General features: G+C 72.3%; 15 protein-coding genes, 1 tRNA gene, 1 pseudogene and 1 riboswitch. Of the genes and pseudogenes, 7 read left to right on the top strand and 10 right to left on the bottom strand.

Features of this window, described 5'->3' with window-relative positions; translation table 11 throughout:
- The first annotated feature begins 116 nt into the window (after window positions 1-116).
- Together NBM05_RS10500 and NBM05_RS10495 are read left to right on the top strand one after the other, a co-directional pair.
- A complete protein-coding gene (locus tag NBM05_RS10500; protein ID WP_254167082.1) occupies window positions 117-4,154 on the top strand; it encodes a Pls/PosA family non-ribosomal peptide synthetase in 4,038 nt (1,345 codons plus the stop codon).
- The gene (locus NBM05_RS10495) at window positions 4,151-5,641 is read left to right on the top strand and encodes a heparan-alpha-glucosaminide N-acetyltransferase domain-containing protein (RefSeq protein ID WP_254167080.1); all 1,491 of its coding nucleotides are present in this window, start codon (window positions 4,151-4,153) and stop codon (window positions 5,639-5,641) included. Before NBM05_RS10500 ends, NBM05_RS10495 begins: the two co-directional genes overlap by 4 nt.
- A gap of 137 nt (window positions 5,642-5,778) precedes the next feature.
- Here NBM05_RS10495 and NBM05_RS10490 read toward each other — a convergent pair.
- Window positions 5,779-5,851 (bottom strand) — tRNA-Arg (locus NBM05_RS10490).
- 98 nt (window positions 5,852-5,949) lie between these two features.
- Here NBM05_RS10490 and NBM05_RS10485 point away from each other — a divergent pair.
- On the top strand, window positions 5,950-6,840 hold the full coding sequence (locus tag NBM05_RS10485) for a DUF4031 domain-containing protein (RefSeq protein ID WP_254167078.1): 891 nt from the start codon (window positions 5,950-5,952) through the stop codon (window positions 6,838-6,840).
- A 44-nt stretch (window positions 6,841-6,884) separates the two neighbouring features.
- On the opposite strand, the gene NBM05_RS10480 is transcribed toward NBM05_RS10485, so the two are convergent.
- The 5 genes from NBM05_RS10480 to NBM05_RS10460 all read right to left on the bottom strand — a co-directional run bounded on the left by NBM05_RS10480 (window position 6,885) and on the right by NBM05_RS10460 (window position 11,172).
- Window positions 6,885-7,121 carry a hypothetical protein gene (locus tag NBM05_RS10480; RefSeq protein WP_254167076.1) on the bottom strand — a complete coding sequence of 79 codons (237 nt, stop codon included), beginning with the start codon at window positions 7,119-7,121 and terminating at the stop codon, window positions 6,885-6,887.
- Between the two features lie 181 nt (window positions 7,122-7,302).
- Window positions 7,303-8,316: an NlpC/P60 family protein gene (locus tag NBM05_RS10475; protein ID WP_254167068.1), complete on the bottom strand. Its 1,014-nt coding sequence runs from the start codon at window positions 8,314-8,316 to the stop codon at window positions 7,303-7,305.
- Between the two features lie 225 nt (window positions 8,317-8,541).
- A complete protein-coding gene (locus tag NBM05_RS10470) occupies window positions 8,542-9,258 on the bottom strand; it encodes a C40 family peptidase (protein WP_254167066.1) in 717 nt (238 codons plus the stop codon).
- A 5-nt stretch (window positions 9,259-9,263) separates the two neighbouring features.
- Window positions 9,264-9,408: riboswitch (cyclic di-AMP (ydaO/yuaA leader) on the bottom strand.
- Between the two features lie 405 nt (window positions 9,409-9,813).
- Window positions 9,814-10,467 (bottom strand): thymidine kinase, encoded by a 654-nt coding sequence (locus NBM05_RS10465; protein WP_254167064.1) that lies wholly within the window; start codon window positions 10,465-10,467, stop codon window positions 9,814-9,816.
- A gap of 9 nt (window positions 10,468-10,476) precedes the next feature.
- Window positions 10,477-11,172: a metal-dependent transcriptional regulator gene (locus NBM05_RS10460; RefSeq protein WP_254167062.1), complete on the bottom strand. Its 696-nt coding sequence runs from the start codon at window positions 11,170-11,172 to the stop codon at window positions 10,477-10,479.
- A 214-nt stretch (window positions 11,173-11,386) separates the two neighbouring features.
- Between NBM05_RS10460 and serC the strand changes: the two genes are divergently transcribed.
- Window positions 11,387-12,511, top strand: coding sequence for a phosphoserine transaminase (gene serC, locus NBM05_RS10455; RefSeq protein ID WP_254167124.1), 1,125 nt, complete (start codon window positions 11,387-11,389; stop codon window positions 12,509-12,511).
- A 97-nt stretch (window positions 12,512-12,608) separates the two neighbouring features.
- Here the strand turns inward: serC and NBM05_RS10450 are convergent.
- The 3 genes and pseudogenes from NBM05_RS10450 to NBM05_RS10440 all read right to left on the bottom strand — a co-directional run.
- Window positions 12,609-13,916 (bottom strand): annotated as a pseudogene (locus NBM05_RS10450) (MFS transporter); the annotation flags it as partial.
- A gap of 114 nt (window positions 13,917-14,030) precedes the next feature.
- Window positions 14,031-14,678 carry a DUF3027 domain-containing protein gene (locus NBM05_RS10445; protein WP_254167060.1) on the bottom strand — a complete coding sequence of 216 codons (648 nt, stop codon included), beginning with the start codon at window positions 14,676-14,678 and terminating at the stop codon, window positions 14,031-14,033.
- Between the two features lie 29 nt (window positions 14,679-14,707).
- The gene (locus NBM05_RS10440; protein WP_254167058.1) at window positions 14,708-15,091 is read right to left on the bottom strand and encodes a cold-shock protein; all 384 of its coding nucleotides are present in this window, start codon (window positions 15,089-15,091) and stop codon (window positions 14,708-14,710) included.
- A 250-nt stretch (window positions 15,092-15,341) separates the two neighbouring features.
- Between NBM05_RS10440 and NBM05_RS10435 the strand changes: the two genes are divergently transcribed.
- The 3 genes from NBM05_RS10435 to NBM05_RS10425 all read left to right on the top strand — a co-directional run bounded on the left by NBM05_RS10435 (window position 15,342) and on the right by NBM05_RS10425 (window position 17,883).
- Window positions 15,342-15,596, top strand: coding sequence for a hypothetical protein (locus NBM05_RS10435; RefSeq protein WP_254167056.1), 255 nt, complete (start codon window positions 15,342-15,344; stop codon window positions 15,594-15,596).
- 81 nt (window positions 15,597-15,677) lie between these two features.
- Window positions 15,678-16,385 (top strand): response regulator transcription factor, encoded by a 708-nt coding sequence (locus tag NBM05_RS10430; RefSeq protein ID WP_254167054.1) that lies wholly within the window; start codon window positions 15,678-15,680, stop codon window positions 16,383-16,385.
- A gap of 76 nt (window positions 16,386-16,461) precedes the next feature.
- Window positions 16,462-17,883 carry a sensor histidine kinase gene (locus tag NBM05_RS10425; RefSeq protein ID WP_302183891.1) on the top strand — a complete coding sequence of 474 codons (1,422 nt, stop codon included), beginning with the start codon at window positions 16,462-16,464 and terminating at the stop codon, window positions 17,881-17,883.
- A 15-nt stretch (window positions 17,884-17,898) separates the two neighbouring features.
- On the opposite strand, the gene NBM05_RS10420 is transcribed toward NBM05_RS10425, so the two are convergent.
- Window positions 17,899-18,308 (bottom strand): nuclear transport factor 2 family protein (locus NBM05_RS10420; protein ID WP_254167050.1); only part of this gene is annotated, 410 nt, incomplete at its 5' end.

The raw sequence follows: 18,308 nt of genomic DNA, 5'->3' as shown, positions 1-18,308 counted from the left end.
CTCGAGGGTCAACTTCGTAGTACGCGCAGGTCTCTCCAAGATGGGTAGTAACCCCGGCCGGGGCGCTCGATTCCACCGGCCGATCTGCCCCGCTCATGTGTCCTCGGAGAGATCGTATGAACCCGCAATCCCGTACCCCGGCGCCCGATCCTTCGTCCCCACGCACTGAGGACGACCCGCAGCTCGCGATCTACGGCGTGGAGACGCCGCCCAGGCCGCGCACGCTCATCGACATCGTCGAGTCGACCATCGACTCCCACCCCGACGCCGTGGCGCTGGAGGACGACACCGACGAGATCACCTACTCCGAGCTGAGCGAGCTCGTCGAGTCGCAGCGCCAGCGCCTGTGGGACCTCGGCATCGGCCGCGGCGACCGCGTCGGCATCCGCGTCCCCTCGGGCACCACCGACCTCTACGTGGCGATCCTCGCGACCCTCTTCGCGGGCGCGGCCTACGTCCCGGTCGACTTCGACGACCCCGACTCGCGCGCGGACACCGTCTGGCGCGAGGCCAACGTGGCCGCCGTCTTCGGCGCGAACCTCGAGATCACCCAGCGCCTCGCGCAGAACAGCGACGACCTCTCCGAGCCCGGGCTGTCCGACGACGCGTGGATCATCTTCACCTCCGGGTCCACCGGCACCCCCAAGGGCGTCGCGGTCTCGCACCGCTCGGCGGCGGCCCTGGTCGACGCCGAGGCCCGGATGTACCTCGTCGACCGCCCGCTCGGCCCCGGGGACCGCGTCATGGCCGGCCTCTCGGTCGCCTTCGACGCCTCCTGCGAGGAGATGTGGCTGGCGTGGCGCTACGGCGCGGCCCTGGTCGCGGCCCCGCGCTCGATCGTCCGCTCGGGCCCCGACCTGGGCGACTGGATCATGGAGCGGGACATCACCGCCGTGTCCACCGTGCCGACCCTCGCCTCCCTGTGGCCCGCCGAGGCCATGGAGGCCGTGCGCCTGCTGATCTTCGGCGGCGAGGCCTGCCCGCTGGACCTCGTGGCCCGCCTGGCCCACCCCGGCCGCGAGGTCTGGAACACCTACGGCCCCACCGAGGCCACCGTGATCGCCACCGGTCACCGGATGACCACCGACCCGCCCGTGCGCATCGGCCGCCCGGTGCCGGGCTGGGAGCTCGCCGTCGTCGACGCCGAGGGCCAGCCCGTGCGCTGGGGCGAGACCGGCGAGCTGATCATCGGCGGCGTCGGCCTGGGCCGCTACCTCGACCCCGCCAAGGACGCCGAGAAGTACGCGCCGCTGCCCTCCCTCGGGTGGGAGCGGGCCTACCGGACCGGCGACGTCGTGCGCGCCGAGCAGGAGGGCCTCGTCTTCGGCGGCCGCGCCGACGACCAGATCAAGCTGGGCGGGCGCCGCCTCGAGCTCGGCGAGATCGACGAGCACCTGAGCCGCATGCCCGGCGTCCACCTCGGCGCGGCCGCGCTGCACCGCACCGCGGGCGGCTCGGACGTGCTGGTGGGCTACCTCGTGGCCGAGTCGGAGGGGTCGATCGACCTCGACGTCGTCCGCAAGCAGATGTCCAAGCACCTCCCGGGCGGCATCGTCCCCAGCCTCACCGTGCTGGACGAGATGCCGATGAAGACCTCCGGCAAGGTGGACCGCGGCGCCCTGCCCTGGCCCCTGACCACCGGCAGCACCGAGTCCGCCGAGGACCTCGACCCTGACCTGGTCTGGCTCGCCGAGCTGTGGGCCCACGAGCTGGGCCCCATCCCCTTCGGCCCGGACAGCAACTTCTTCGACCTCGGCGGCGGATCCGTCCAGGTCGCCCGCCTGGTGGCCGCGCTGCGGCGCACCTACCCCTCCACCGCGATCGCCGAGATCTACGAGCACCCGACCCTGCGCGGCATGTCCGCCTACCTCGAGAGCCTCTCCGAGGTGCACGACGAGCGCCCCGTCCCGGAGGCCATCCCCAAGCTGGGCGGCGTCTTCCAAGCGGCCTTCGTCAGCATGCTCTACGTCTACAACGGCCTGCGCTACGTCCTCGGGGCGATCATCGTGGTCTGGTTCCTGGCGGTCGTGTTCAACGCCGGCTGGGTCGTCGCTCCCCCGTGGGTCCCCCTGGCCATCGGCTGGGTCGTCCTCTTCTCGATGCCCGGGCGCGTGCTGCTGACCGTGCTCGGCGTCAGGCTCCTGACGGCCGGGCTCAGACCCGGCAGATACCTGCGCGGCGGCTGGACTCACCTGCGGGTGTGGGCCGCCGACCGCCTGATCATCATCCAGCGCCTCGACCTGCTGTGGGGCACCCCGATGGCCCCCGCGGTCCACCGCATGCTGGGCACCTCCGTGGGCCGCGACGCCCACCTGCACCACCAGCCCTCCGTGACCGGCCTGGTCACCCTGGGCGACCACGTCTCGATCGAGCCCGAGGCCGACCTGAACGGCCACTGGATCGACGGCGACACCTTCATCGTCGGCGAGGTCGTGGTGGACGACGGCGCCCGTGTCGGCACCCGCTCGCTGCTCGCCCCGGGAGCCCACGTCGGCCCCCGCGCGGAGATCATCCCCGGCTCCTACGTCGAGGGCACCGTCCCGGCCGACCAGCTGTGGGGCGGCTCGCCCGCCGGACCCCGCGGCGTCGCCGGCCAGACCTGGCCCGAGGGCGAGCCCTCGGACCTCGGCGCCGGCTGGTCCTGGGGACCGGTGCGCAGCTGGGCCGCGCACGCCGCCGGCGTCGTGCTCATCGGCACCCTGCCGCTGCTGGCGATCCTGCCCGGCGCCATGCTCATCCTGCACTTCGTCCGGCCGATCCAGACCTACGAGGAGGTCTTCCCGGACCTCGCGCTGTGGACCCCCGTGTTCACGATCATCACGGCCGTCACCTGGCTGTTCCTGGTCATCGGCTGCGTCCGGCTGACCTCGAGCGTGATCGTGCCGGGCTACTTCCCGCAGACCAGCGCGGCCGGCTGGGGCGCCTGGTTCACCCACACCCTGATGCAGCGCACCCTGGTCTCGACCTACCCGATCTACGCCTCGTGCGTCACCCCGATCTTCATGCGCCTGCTGGGCGCCCGGGTCGGGAAGAACACGGAGATCTCCACCCTGGAGACCATCCCGCACCTGACCCGACTCCACGACCGGACCTTCGTGGCGGACCACGCGCTCGTCAACAACGTGCGCACCCGCGACGGCTGGATCCACATCGGGACCACGGTCATCGGCGAGGGAGCCTTCGTCGGCAACTCCGCCATCGTGGGCCCCGACCGGGACCTGCCCGCGGGCTCGCTGATCGCGGTCCTCTCCTCGACCCCGTACCAGCCCGCCCTCGGCTCGTCGTGGCTGGGACGCAAGGCCAAGTCCATCCCGCGCATCAAGGTCGAGGCCGACGCCGCGAAGACCTTCAGCCCCGCCCTGCGGCTCAAGGTCGCCCGCGCCCTGGTCGAGTCGTGCCGCATCCTCCCGGCGATCATCGCCGCGTGGCTGGACCTGATCATCGTCTACGCGCTGACCAGCATCTACATGCAGGCCGGCGACCACCTGCTGGGCATCGCGCACGCGGCCCTCTGGTCGGGGCCGGTGGTGCTGGCGGCCGGCATCGTGGCCTCGCTGATCCCGGTGGCCGCGAAGTGGGCGCTGATCGGCGTCTTCCGCCACGGCGACCGCCCGCTGTTCAGCACCTTCGTGTGGCGCAGCGAGCTCGCCGACTCCTTCGCCGAGTCGCTCGCCGTCCCGAGCCTCGTCCGCCTGGGCCTCGGCTCCCCGCTCTACAACGTGTGGGCCCGCCTGATGGGCTCGAAGATCGGGAAGAACGTGTGGTGCGAGACCTGGTGGCTGCCGGAGTTCGACCTCATCACGGTCGAGGACCGCGCCACGGTCAACCGCGGCACGGTGCTCCAGACCCACCTGTTCCACGACCGGGTCATGGGCATGGAGACCGTCCGCCTCGGCGCCGGGGCGACCCTGGGGCCCAACAGCTTCATGCTCCCCGGCTCGGCCGTCGGCGACCGCACCACGGTGCGGCCCGGCTCCATGGTCCTGCGCCAGGAGGAGGTCCCCTCCGACGGCGTGTGGGGCGGCAACCCCGTGCAGCACCTCGAGGCGTCCGAGGTGGACGAGCGCGTCGTCGTCGACGACCGCGGGCTCGACCTCCCCTGGGCCGCCCACCCCTCCACATCCGCTCCGCGCAGTGAGGAATCCGTACGATGAACGCCCCCCAGAATCAGCCCCTCGAGATCCCGGAGGGGAACCTGGCCCCGGGGGAACGCCCGATGCCGGGCCCCCGCCCGCCGCGCGCGGTGTGGACGGCCGACCCCGAGCTCACCCGCGCGGAGAGCACCAGCGACCCCAGCAGCCCGTGGGAGCCGGATCCCTCGACCTCCGGCATCCCCGTGGTCCGCCGCGGCCGGCACAAGACCTCGCGCGGGACCGGCGTGTACCGGATCCAGAGCCGGGACGGCCGCAAGACCGCCCGGCGCACGGTGGGGATCGACGCCGCCCGGGGACTGGCCATGATCGGCATGGTCGCCGTGCACACCCTGCCCGCGCTCAACCCCGACACGGGCGAGCCGACCTGGGTCTGGCGGGTGGCCGCCGGCCACGCCTCCGCGCTCTTCGCGCTGCTGGCGGGCGTGAGCCTGGCGTTCCTGACCGGCAGCCGCAAGCGGGACACCGGCCGCAGCCGGCTGAGGTCCCGGGTCTCGCTGACCGTGCGGGCCCTGGTCCTGCTGCTCTTCGGCCTGAGCCTGAACCTGCTGCCGATCCCGGTCTTCGACATCCTGCCGTACTACGGCCTGATGTTCCTGCTGGCCATCCCGTTCACGCTCCTGAGCAACCGGGCCAACCTCGTCGCGGCGGGCGCCTTCGCGGTGATCGCGCCGTTCCTGATGCAGCTGTCGCTGGCCAACTTCGACTACACGCCGTACTTCAACGCGGACATCGTCGACTTCGCGCTGGACCCGGTGAACGTGTTCGTCGACCTGCTGCTGACCGGTCACTACCCCGCGATCACATGGATGACGTTCATCTGCCTGGGGCTCGCCCTCGGCCGGATGCCGCTGAACCGCGAGCGCGTGCAGATCGCGCTGGTGACGATGGGCGCCGTCGTCGCCGGCCTCGCCGTGGGGCTGTCCAATCTGCTGCTGTACCGCGCCGGCGGGATGCAGGCCATCCTGGCCGCCAACCCTGACATGTCGGCCACCGACGTGCGCTGGATCGTCAAGCTGGGCCCGGACCCGATCCTGCCGCCCACCACCAACTGGTGGCTCGTGATCGACGGCCCACACACCAACACCCCCTTCGCGCTGGCCTACAGCGCGGGGCTGGCCATGGTCGCGCTCGGCGGGTTCCTGCTGCTGAGCCGGACGGCGGGCCGGTGGCTGGCCCCGATCGCGGCGATCGGCACGATGACGCTCACCCTGTACACCCTGCACATGCTGTTCCTGGCGACCGTCGACACGGCGCAGCGCCCCGGCTTCTGGTTCTTCATCCAGGTCGCGGTCGCGGCCCTCGTCGCCACGGCGTGGATGAAGGCGCTGGGCCGGGGCCCGCTGGAGACGCTCGTGCGGATCGTGTGCCGCCGCGTGAGCCGGCTGATCATCCCGCCGGACCCGGAGCGCGACGCCGCCCCCGCGACCGCCCCGGTCCCCGTCGTCGCGCCGCCGGGCGGCTCGGGGAGCTCCCGCGCCGGGGGATGACACCGCGGCGGGGCGGGCCGCCGGGCTCGCCCCGAAGAAGACTCAGGGCCCGCACGGTTGAGACCGTGCGGGCCCTGAGGCGTTCTTGTCACGAGGTGCACCGGCCGGGGCGATGCCGCTCCGGCCGGTGCGCTGCGTGCCCCCGAGTGGATTCGAACCACCGACACCGGCTTTAGGAGAGCCGTGCTCTATCCCCTGAGCTACGAGGGCGCACCGGTCCAGTGTACCGGGTTCGCGGAGCCCTGTCCCCTCGCGGGACGGCCCTCCCCCGGCCTGCCGCTCGCGCGCCGTCGTGCCAGACTGGGGGCATGACCCTCCTGATCGACCCGCCGCTGTGGCCCGCCCACGGCACCCTGTTCTCCCACCTGGTCTCCGAGACCGACCTGGACGAGCTCCACGCGGCGGCGGAGCGGATCGGGCTGAGCCCGAGGGCGTTCGACCGGGACCACTACGACGTCCCCGAGCACCTCCACCGCGCCGCCGTCGACGCCGGCGCCCTGGCGGTCTCGGCCGGAGAGCTCACCCGCCGGCTGCGGGCCAGCGGCCTGCGCGTTCCCGCCAGGGAGCGTCCCCGCCGCATCAGGAACCGGTTGCTGCGCGCGTGGGAGCGCACCCTGCCCGGGCATCCCGGGCTCGGGCGCCGGGTCCTGGACTCCTGGGACGGGCCGGGCCGGCATTACCACACGAGCGTCCACCTGGCGGAGGTGCTGGAGCGCCTGGACGCCCTCGCGCCGCCGGGCTCCCTCGACGCCGGCGAGGACGGGATCCTGCGGCTCGCGGCCTGGTACCACGACGTCGTCTACGAGGGGTCTCCGGGCGCGGACGAGCGGCTCAGCGCCGAGCGGTGCGTCGCGGACCTGACCGGGGTTCTCCCCGACCGGGAGCTCGCCCGCGTCGTCGCGCTCATCCGGGCGACCGCCGACCACGCGGCGTCGGACGCGGAGCCGCTGTGGCCGATCTTCCACGACGCCGACCTGGGGATCCTGGCCGCCGCCCCGGACCGCTACCGCCGCTACGCCCGGGACGTGCGCCGCGAGTACGCGCACGTCCCCGAGCGGGTCTTCCGCACGGAGCGCGCAGCCGTCCTCAGGCGCCTGCGGGCGGGCGCTCCGCTCTACCTCACCGGGGCCGCGCGCGCGTGGGAGTCCGCGGCCAGGGGCAACCTGGACGCGGAGATCGCGGAGCTGGAGGAGGGCTGAGGCGCACGCCGGCCCGGCTCAGCCCCGCCCGGAGGGGAGCCCGATCAGGCGTCCTGCCGCCGCCGCTTCCGCCGCGAGCGGTGCACGAGCGTCGAGACCACGAGCCCGAGGATGATGCCGATCGCCCCGGCGATGGACACCCACATCGCGGGGTTGCCCCACGGGATCGAGAGCAGCAGCCCGATGACGATCCCCGGCACGGCGCCGGCCACCATGCCGATGGCCATGGTTTTGAACTCCTGATCGCTGCGGGACTCCGGGGGCTCGAACTGAATAGTCATGACCCCATGATATCGAGGCCGCCGCACGCCGCGCACCGGCGCCGGACCCCGCAGACGCGAAAACGACCCCCGCTGGCCGTCGGGGGTCGTTTCCTTGAGTCTATCGCCCGGGCGTCACCGGCGTTCCGTCATGACGGAACGTGACGAGGCCCGGAGGATAGAGGTCTGCGCCGTGAGGCGATCAGCGGTCCACGCTGATGTACACCGGCGACGAGGCCGCCGGGAGGTTGGCGCTGAACTGGGCGGTGGTGCCGCCCTCCCAGCCGCCGTGGATGGCCTGGCCGTTGCCGATGTAGACAGCGATGTGCGACTGGCCGAAGCCGTTGGAGGCGTAGTAGATGAGGTCGCCGGGCTTGGCCTCGCCCGCGGAGACCGTGTGGCCCAGCTGCTGGTAGTCGGCCGGCCAGCCGTGGAAGTTGATGCCGACGGAGCGCAGGGCGTTGCTGACCAGGGCGGTGCAGTCCTGCTGCACGCCGATCTGCGACTTCGCGGCGGCCACCACGGCGTCGCCGTTGTAGGAGCCCGAGGACTGGGCCGCGGGCGCGCTCTGGGCGGCGGGCGCGGCCGGGGCCTCGGCGGCCGGGGCGGGCTCGGCCGCGGGGGCCTCGTAGGAGACGGTCTCGACGCTGGTCTGGGGGGCCAGCTCGTCGGAGGAGGCGATTTCGTTCACGACAGGGGCCGGGGCCTGCTCGGCAGCGGCCGGGGCGGGGGCCTCCTCGGCCGGAGCCGGGGTCTCCTCGGCCGGGGCGGGAGCCTCCTCCGCGGCCGGCTCGGCGGGAGCGGCCTCGACGACGGGCTCAGCGGCCGGGGCCTGCTCGGCCGGGGCCTCCTGGACCGGGGCCTGCTCGGCGGCGGCCAGCTCGGCGGCGATCCGGTCCACCTCGGCCTGGTCCGCGGCAGCCTGGTCCGCGGCAGCCTGCTCGGCGGCGGACTGGTCCGCGGCGGCGCGCTCCTCGAGGATCTGGGCGTGGGTCTTGGGCGCGACGGCGGGACGGGCCAGCAGCTCCGGCGCCTCGCCGATCGCGTGGTGGTACCCGGAGAGGATCGGGTCGGCGCTGACGTGGGAGACGGGCTCGGCCTCGGGGGCGGCGTTGGCCCCCTGGGCCAGCGCGATCCCGCCGATCATCAGGCCGGAGATGGTCAGCACGCCGGCGGCGCGCGCGGAGTTCTTGGACAGGGTGGTGGACGAAGCCATGAGAATTCCTCGTGAGGTGCGGTGCGCGGCCCTCGGCCTCGGCGGCGGGGCTCGGCGTCACGGTGCGTGAAAACGTTCGGGGCCATGTGGCCGGCTCCGGCGGGGGACCCACCGGAGGGTGCGCAGGCGAAGACGCATGCGAGTGGATGCGCAAAGAGGGGGTGCCCGGGCTTCCCCTCCCGGGCACCCCCTCTAGCGCGTCAGCAGATGAGTGCTGGCGATCCCTTAGAAGGCGGTGTAGTAACCGTCCACGGGCATCGCGCCGCCGCCGTCGACGGCGGTCTTCTGCGTGCCCTGCGAGGGGTTCAGCGCGGAGATCATCTGGCCGTCGCCGACGTAGATGCCCACGTGCTCGTAGCCGTTGGTGAAGACGATGTCGCCCGGCTGCGGGGTGGAGGTCGGCTTGACCTCGCCCTTCATGGCGTGGGTGTAGGCGGTCAGGTTGATGCCCGACTTGGCGAACACGTTGGAGACGAAGCCGGAGCAGTCCCAGGCGCCGTCGGCGCTGCCGCCCCAGACGTAGGAGCCGCCGATGCCGGCCTCGGCCGCGGCGACGATCGCGGCGCGGTCGCCGGAGGCCGGGGTGGAGGAACCGGTGGACTGGGTGGTGATGCCCGAGTCGTCCTGGGCGGGGGCGGCGGCAGCGGCCGGGGCCTGCTCCACGTAGCCGGCGTTCTCGAAGGCCTGCTGGAAGCCGTAGTCGGTGCCGCCCTGGTAGCCCTGGTAGGTGTAGGTGGCGGTGGCGTCGTACGAGGTGGTCTCGTAGGAGGCGACCGAGGGGGTGGTGCTCTGCGGAGCGGTGGTGGGAACCGCGGTGCCGGCGAAGGCGTTGGCGGGGGCCACGGAGCCGACGAGGACGGCGGCCGCACCCGCGGCGATTCCGGTGTTGCGCAGGGTGTTGGACTTGGTAGCTGCGCGGTGACGAGCGGTGCTCTTAGCCATAGAAGTATTCCTCCCTTTTGCCTACGAGGTGAGCTGTCGGATTCGGATGGGAGACACCCGGTCGCTGGGTGAGCGACTTAACCCCTAGGGCCCTGTAGTCAGGAACCCGCATGTGGTTCCCCCGTCTCTGCCAAAAGACATGTTGCGTAGTTGACCCCGGGCGGCGGCAGAGCTAGGCGCTCCGTCCGGGGTGTGCCGTTCGACCAGTCATCGGCACGACCACGAGCGTACACACACCTCTCCCCGATTGTCACGTTTTGATCACGAAGACATCTGATCTGCACCCCTTCGGCGCCCGGCTCGCCCCGACAGTGGGTGGAACACCTTACTCTCAGAACACCGAAAAATCGCGCCCGACTAGTGGAAACAGGCCTCGGAGGCGCCGAATGGGGAGACCGCCCCAGTCAACAAAATTTTCGCTGTGGAGTACCTCACAAGGGGTGAGGCGGTGCGAAAGTGGGTCGATTGACCGTCAAAATCGGTCCTGTGGACGCTTTCGACAGCACCGAAGGTCACGAAAAGATCACGAATGCCGGGCCAAGAACGTGCCCCTCGTCACCGCACCGTGACGTCCACATGTTTTTCGGCGGGCCCCAGGGCCCCGCCCGTCTCGCGCAGGTAGCAGCCCGCGCAGAGGGACTCGTAGGTGACCGACTCGCCGTCGATCGCCACTTGCTCGCCGTCGAAGACGAAGTGGTCCCCCACCCGGCGCCCGTTGAACAGGGCCTTGCTGCCGCACCGGCAGATGGTCTTGAGCTCCTCGAGGGAGTGGGCGACCTCCAGCAGGCGCGCGGAGCCCGGGAAGGCCCGGGTCTGGAAGTCGGTGCGGATGCCGTAGGCGAGGACCGGCACCCGGTCCAGGACGGCGATCCGCATGAGGTCGTCCACCTGACCGGGCGGCAGGAACTGCGCCTCGTCGACCAGCAGGCACGCGACCGGGGGCAGGGACATGCCCAGCCCCAGCGCGCCCTCCTCGCCGCTCGCGTGGCGCGCGAAGACCGCGCGGGCGTCGTCGTCATGGTCCAGCAGGAAGCTCACCTCGCGGGCGACGCCGAGGCGCGAGACGATCCTCGACTCCCCCTTGGTGTCCACCCGCGGCTTCGCGAGCAGCACCCGCTGACCGCGCTCCTCGTAGTTGTACGCGGCCTGAAGCAGGGCCGTCGACTTGCCGGAGTTCATCGCCCCGTAGCGGAAGTACAGCTTGGCCAAGCGCGACCTCTACGAGCCGCGCTTGACCACGATGTGCCACGCGGTGTCCAGGTCGATGCTGACCCCGCGTTCCGCCCCCTCGGCGCGCAGCACGACGGCGTCGTCCCGGCGCTCGATCCGGACCGGGGCGCCGGGCACGATCCCGGCCTGGCTGAGCTCGTACATGAACTCGACGTCCTTCTGCACCACCTCCGGGAAGCGGGCGAGCACGAACGGGTCCTCGACCCCGGCATCCTGCGCGGCGATGAACAGGGTCACGGTCTTGGGGTCGTCCCGCTCGCTGCTGATGCCCAGCGTCTCGAGACCGGGGATCGCGTTGCCGTAGGGGGAGAACTTGGGCGAGTTGAGCAGCTCGACGAGCCGGCGCTCCACGCGCTCGCTCATCACGTGCTCCCAGCGGCAGGCCTCCTCGTGGACGTGGGCGATGTCCAGCCCGACGACGTCGGCCAGCAGCCGCTCGGCCAGCCGGTGCTTGCGCATCACCGAGATCGCCTTCTCGCGGCCCTCGTCGGTGAGGGCCAGGGAGCGGTCGGTCTCGAGGTGGACGAGCCCGTGCCGCTCCATGCGCCCGACCGTCTGCGAGACGGTCGGCCCCGAGTGGTCCAGCCGCTCCGCGATCCGGGCCCGCATCGGGGTGATGCCCTCCTCCTCGAGCTCGAGGATGGTGCGCAGGTACATCTCAGTCGTGTCGATGAGGTCAGTCATCTGCCGAACCCGCCTTCCGGGGGAGTCTTCTGCCAGTGTGGGTGCCCTATCCATCCTATAAGGCGCGCCCTCCTCAGAGGGCACCGCGGCGGCCCCCTTCGCCGCGAGCCGAGCGTGGCGCTGCGATCCCGCGCCCGAGGGGAGCACAATGGGAGGGCAAGCGCGCCCCGGCCGACGGCCCGGGCCTCCAGCGAACGACACGAGGACGACAAGCATCGTGACCGAATCCGTGACCATTCCCTCCGATCTCCTCCCCGCGGACGGACGCTTCGGCGCCGGCCCCTCCAAGGTCCGACCGGCGCAGGCGGAGGCGGTGTCCCGCGCCGCGGCCACCCTCATGGGCACCTCCCACCGCCAGGCGCCCGTGAAGGACCTCGTGGGCAGGGTGCGCGAGGGACTCGCCCAGCTCTTCGACCTCCCCGACGGCTACGAGGTGATCCTCGGCAACGGCGGCGCGACCTCCTTCTGGGACTCGGCCGCCTTCGGCCTCGTCCGGAACAAGGCCGCGCACCTCAGCTTCGGCGAGTTCGGCTCCAAGTTCGCCCAGGCCACCGACAAGGCGCCCTTCCTCGAGGCCTCGGAGGTCATCGCCTCCGAGCCGGGCACCCGCCCGCAGATCCGGGCCGTCGAGGGCGCGGACGTCTACGCCTGGCCGCAGAACGAGACCTCGACCGGCGTCGCGGCCCCCGTGCGGCGGCCGGAGGGCATCGCCGAGGACGCGCTGGTCCTGGTGGACGCCACGAGCGCGGCGGGCGGCATGGCCGTGGACGCCGGCGAGGCCGACGTCTACTACTTCTCCCCGCAGAAGAACTTCGCCTCCGACGGGGGCCTGTGGCTCGCGCTGTTCTCCCCCCGGGCGCTGGCGCGGGTCGAGGAGATCGCCGCCTCGGGCCGGTGGATCCCGGACTCGCTGAGCCTCGCGACCGCCGTCGAGAACTCGCGCAAGAACCAGACCTACAACACCCCGTCGGTCGCCAACCTGCTCATGCTCGAGGACCAGGTCTCCTGGCTCAACTCCCACGGCGGGCTGGACTGGGCCGCGGCGCGCACCCGCGAGTCCTCGGACGCGGTGTACGCCTGGGCGGAGGAGCGGGAGTTCGCCGCGCCGTTCGTCGCCCGCGCGGAGGACCGCTCCACCGTGATCACCACCGTGGACTTCGACGACGCCGTGGACGCGTCCCGCATCGCGAAGATCCTGCGCGCGCACGGCGTCGTCGACGTCGAGCCCTACCGCAAGCTCGGCCGGAACCAGCTGCGCATCGCCACCTTCGTGGCCATCGAGCCCGACGACGTCCGGGCTCTGCTGCGCTGCATCGACCACGTGGTCGGCGAGCTCTAGGACCGCTGCGGGCCGGCCGGGCCGCCCGGGCGATCCTTCCGTCCGGGCGGTTCGGCCGGACGACCCGGCCGGGAGGACACGGGCCGGTCCGCGGCCGTCAGCGCGGCTCCTGCGTCTCCATCGCCGCCGTGACCGGGCCCGGCCCGCCCGGGCCGTGGGCGCCGTGCTCGATCCTCCAGAACCCGCGCCGCGAGCGGTCGAAGCTCAGCCGCAGCCGCTCGTGCCGCCAGTACCACACGACGCCGATCAGGGCCGCCGAGAGCCCGGCCGCCACCGCGACGCCGAGGCCCCAGCGCGCGCCCCACGCGTCGTTGGCCAGGCCCACGAGCGGGGCGCCGATCGGGGTGCCGCCCATCAGCACGGCCATGTAGATGCTCATGACGCGGCCCCGCATGATCGGCGCCGTCGTGATCTGGATGTAGGCGTTGGCCGAGGTCATGATGGTCAGCGCACTCAGGCCCATCGGCACCAGCGCCACGGCGAACACCACGACGTCGGGGGACAGCGCGCCGAGGAGGCTGGCCAGCCCGAAGACGCACGCGCCCCCGAAGATCAGCCGCATCCTGGGCCGCTCGCGGTGCGCGGCCAGCAGGGTGCCGATCACCGAGCCGACCGCCAGGATCGAGCTCAGGAAGCCGAACTGGTCCGCGCCGTAGCCGAACTCGGTGGTGGCCATCGCCGCGATGTTGATCGCCGAGTTCAGCCCGAACGTGCCGATGAGGAACACCCCGGCCATGATCACGGCCAGGTCGGGGCGGCTGCGGATGTAGGCGACGCCGTCGCGCATCCGCGACTCGCCGCGGGCGGCCCGCGGGATGTCCCGCAGCCGCTCGCGCTTGATGAGGGCGATCGCCAGGAGCATGGCGGCGAAGGTCGCGGTGTTGATGAGGAAGACCGGCCCCGAGCCGACCGCGGCGACCAGCACGCCGGCGACCGCCGGGCCGATCAGCCGGGCGGAGTTGAACGACATCGAGTTCAGGGCCACGGCGTTGGGCAGGTCCCGCTCCCCCACCAGGTTGGAGACGAAGGTCTGCCGCACGGGGCCGTCAAGCGCCGTGACCACGCCGAGGGCGAGCGCGAAGAGGTAGACGTGCCACAGCTGCGCGGCCCCGGAGAGCACCAGGGCGCCCAGGCCCGCGGCCAGCACCGCCATCGCGCTCTGCGTGACGTAGAGCAGCTTGCGGCGGTCCAGGCGGTCGGCCAGGAGGCCCACGTAGGGGGCGAGCACGATCTGCGGGACGAACTGCAGGGCCATGACGATGCCCATGGCGGTGGAGTCGTGGTGGGAGAGGTCGTCGAAGACGAGCCAGTCCTGGGCGATCCGCTGCATCCAGGTCCCGATGTTCGAGATCAGGGCTCCCGCGAACCAGATGCGGTAGTTCGGGACGCGGAGGGACCTGAAGGTCCCGCGTCCCGCAGTGTCGGCGGGTTCCCGTCGTGCTCGGCGCGCGCTCGTGGCGGTTACATCTCCTCGGGTCGTGGCCCCGGGCGCTCGCGGGCGCGCGGGGCCGTCGTGTGGTCAGGCGGTGCGGGGGTCCTCCGCAGCGTCCGGTGCCGCGGGGGCGTCGTTCGCGGCGTCTGCGGGGCCGCCGCTCCCGCGGCCGGCGGGCTCCTCGTCCCCGGCCTCGACGGAGGTCTCCGAGGCGTCAGCGGAGGCGTCGTCCTCTGCGTCGGCGGCGGTGTCCGCGACGTCGACGGCGGTGTCGCCGGCGTCGGGGGCCGCGCCCTCGGCGTCGTCGGACTCGGCCGCGCCGTCCTCGCCGTCCTCCGGAGCATCGTCCTCGTGGAGCTCCTCCGGGCGGACGCGGTCGGCCCACGGGACCCAGGCGGGCGTGAGCAGCGCGTCGTCGCCGGGCAGCAGCCCGGTCTCGCACACGGTGACCGCCTTGGAGCGCGGGGCCCTGGCGATGGTCGAGTACCAGAACCAGCCCCGGTACCCCGGCAGGAGGCACTCGAAGAGGTGGGTGAGGAGGCGATCCTCCTCGACGCGGACCCGGTGCTCGGTCCCGACCGACGCGGCGTCGGCGACCTCCAGGATGCCCTGCCGGGCGGCCTCCACGGCCTCGACCAGCACCGGATCCGGCGCGGACGAGCGGCGGCGGCGCCTGACGACGGGGCCCAGGAGCGGGCGCTCGGCCGGGGTCACGTCCGTTTCGCTGTCGTTCATGAGTTCTCCTCGATCCTCTCGCAAGGCCCTCAGGCGTCCAGGTTGTCGGCGACGTTGCGCAGGATGGAGGCGACCTTGCGCCCCACCGCGCGGTCCGGGTACCGGCCGTGGCGCAGGGTGTTGGAGACCCCGTCCAGCAGCTTGATCAGGTCCTCGGTGATCACGGCCATCTCGTCCGCGGGCTTGCGGTGGTTCTTCACGGACGAGGGCATGCGGTCCAGGACGCGCACCGAGAGGGCCTGCGCCCCGCGCCGGCCGTTGGCGATGCCGAACTCGAGGCGGGTCCCCGGCTTGAGGGTCGTGGTGCCTTCGGGCAGGGCCGAGGACGGCAGGAAGACCTCCTGGCCGTCCTCGGCCGTCGCGAAGCCGAACCCCTTGGCAGCGTCGTACCACTTCACTTTTCCGCTGGGCATTGCTGATCGTTCCTTTGCTTCTCGTCCCGGGGCGCTACCCCGGGGGCACTGCTCGCGTTCGCTCGCGCGAGTCCGTCGTCCCGTTCCGGGCGGGACGGGCGCCGCGTCCCTCGACCCGCGGTGATCGCGGGGATGAGCCGTCAGGCGCGAAAGTCATGTCATCCCCAATCCTACAGTCAGCCCGGCCCCGGGCGTCAGAGGCGGCCGCCGGATGCCCCGCGGCGCTCCCGGGAGGGGTACCGTGTATGGCATGAACTCCCACAACGGCACGCGCCGCCCGGCGGGGCGCTCCAAGGAATCCGCCGCCTTCACCGCCCTGTCGATCGTGGGCGGGGTGCTGGCGGCCGTCTGCGTCGTCTCCGGGGTGGCCATGCTCCTGCTCAAGGCGGCCGGCCAGGAGGTCGCCCCGCTGCTGAGCCAGATCCCGCTGCTGCTGCTCCCGGTCGCCTTCGTCCTGCTGATCGTCGCCCTGCTCATCGCGGTCCGACGCCGCCGCCTCGGCTGATCCGCCGCCTCCCGGCAGCGCATCAGCGACTCCCCTCCAAACGCCCAGCACGTGCACAGGTAACTACGTGAGGATTATCGCGTGAAGACGCATCATACTGAAGCCAAGCTCCTGGTGGTCGACGACGAGCCCAACATCCTGGAGCTCCTCGCGACCTCCCTGCGGTTCGCCGGATTCGAGGTGGTCACCGCCACCAACGGCCGCGAGGCCCTCGACAAGGCCACCGCGGAGTCGCCGGACCTCGCGGTCCTGGACGTCATGCTCCCGGACATGGACGGCTTCACGGTCACCCGCCGGATCCGCGCCACGGGCCTGCTGTTCCCCATCCTCTTCCTGACCGCCAAGGACGACACCGAGGACAAGGTCACCGGCCTCACCGTGGGCGGTGACGACTACGTGACCAAGCCCTTCAGCCTGGACGAGGTGGTCGCGCGCATCCGTGCCGTCCTGCGCCGCACCCAGGCCCTCGAGGAGGAGGACTCGCGCCTGCGCGTCGAGGACCTGGTGCTCGACGACGACGCCCACGAGGTCTACCGCGGCGACCGCGAGATCGACCTCTCCCCCACCGAGTTCAAGCTCCTGCGCTACCTGATGCTGAACCCCAACCGCGTGCTCTCCAAGGCCCAGATCCTGGACCATGTGTGGGAGTACGACTTCAACGGGGACGCCTCCATCGTCGAGTCCTACATCTCCTACCTGCGCCGCAAGATCGACAACGACAAGACCCTGCCCCCGCTGATCCACACCAAGCGGGGCGTCGGGTACCTGCTGCGCACCGCGAAGCACTGATCCCCCGGTGTCAGTCGTCACCGACCGGGTCCGCAACTCCAAGCTGGGGGCGCTCTCGCTGCGCACCCAGCTGGTCATGCTGACCGGCTTCCTCCTGACGCTGGCCATCGCCGTCACGAGCCTGGTGGCCATCACGGCCCTGCGGAGCCAGCTGGTGCAGCAGCTCGACAGCGAGATGAAGTCGAACATCTCCTCCGTGGCGCCCCGCGCCGTCCAGGGCGACTTCCCGTCCGAGGACGAGACGGGGCACTCCTACTCCGTCTTCGTCCTGGACCCAGACGGCAACGTGGTCGCCGGCTCCAACCCGGCGTCCTCGACCCCCGCCCTCAACGGCTGGACGCGCGCCAACAGCAGCAAGTACGCCGGGCAGGGCCTCTCCGTCCCGAGCGTGGAGTCCGGGTCGCAGTGGCGGATCATGCCCTACGTCTCGTCCGACAGCCCGTACACGGTCGTCCTCGCCTCCCCGCTCAGCCGCACCGACGGCGTCGTGACCCTGGTCCGGGTGCTCACGGTGACCTTCGGCCTGGCCACGCTGGCGGCCGCCCTCGCGGTCGGGTGGGTCCTGGTCACGCGCGCGTTCGAGCCCCTGGCCCGGGTCGAGCGCACCGCGGCGAGGATCGCCGCCGGGGACCTCTCGCAGCGCATCGAGCGCTACAACCCGCGCACCGAGATCGGGCAGCTGTCCATGTCGCTGAACGTGATGCTGACCCGCATCGAGGAGGCCTTCGACGCGCAGAAGCGCTCCGAGGTGAAGATGCGGCGCTTCGTGGGCGACGCCTCCCACGAGCTGCGGACCCCGCTCGCCTCGATCCGGGGCTACTCGGAGCTGTACCGGCAGGGCGCGCTGCAGACCGAGGAGGACGTCACGAAGGCCATGCACCGGATCGAGTCGGAGGCCAAGCGCATGGGCCGGCTGGTCGAGGACCTCCTGATGCTGGCCCGCCTCGACGAGCGGCGCCCCACCGAGACCACCACCGTGGACCTGCTCGAGCTGGCCAACGACGCCGCCGACGACGCCGAGGCCACCGCGCCCGAGCGCGACATCGCCGTCGTCGGCCTGGAGAGCGGCCCCGCGCTGCCCGCGGCCGTCACCGGCGACGAGGCGCGGCTGCGGCAGGTGCTGGCCAACCTGGTGACCAACGCCCTGCGGTACACCCCGGAGGGGACGCCGATCGAGCTGGCGGTCGGCGTCGAGCCCGGGATCGACGGGTCCTTCGTCTCCGTCCTCAAGGTCGTGGACCACGGTCCCGGGATCCAGGGCGAGGACGCCGAGCGGGTCTTCCAGCGCTTCTACCGCGCCGACTCTTCGCGGACCCGGGAGACCGGCGGCACCGGGCTCGGACTGGCGATCGTCGCGGCGATCGTCGAGCAGCACAACGGGACGGTGCGCGTGGAGCAGACCCGGGGCGGCGGCGCGACCATGGTGCTCCGCCTGCCCCAGACGATCGACCGCGACGGCGCCAAGCACAATCCCCACACCGGGGAGATCAGGGAGTGACGCCGGGCCCGCGGCTCAGGCCGTGGGGGTGTCCTGCCGGTGGGCGAGGACCCAGCCGTCCTCCTCGGCGCGCCAGAGGCTCGTCCGCAGCGCCTGGCCGCGCCGGGTCTCGATCCTGCTGACCACGACGCCGGCCCGCTCCCCCACGCGCTCGACGCGCACGACCTCCGACGCGCCGTCGAGCGCGAAGGCCCGCTCCGGGTAGCGCAGGGCCGTGGCCCGGTCGGCGAGGCGCCCGCGCCAGGTGACCCAGGTCAGCTCGGGGGCCACGAGGCGCGCGATGCGCCCGGCGTCGGTGTAGACCTCGGCCTCGGCCAGGCGCGCCTCCAGAGCGGGAAGCCGGTCGACGTCGGGGAGCCGCTGCCCGGCGGGGGGCGGCTCGGAGGCCGGGGGGCCGCCCCGGGCGGGCCCGTATAGCCAGCCGG

This window comes from Rothia santali (assembly GCF_024199905.1).
Classification (GTDB): domain Bacteria; phylum Actinomycetota; class Actinomycetes; order Actinomycetales; family Micrococcaceae; genus Rothia; species Rothia santali.
The sequence above is the reverse complement of the archived record's forward strand: the minus strand, read 5'-3'. Positions and strand labels throughout refer to the sequence as shown.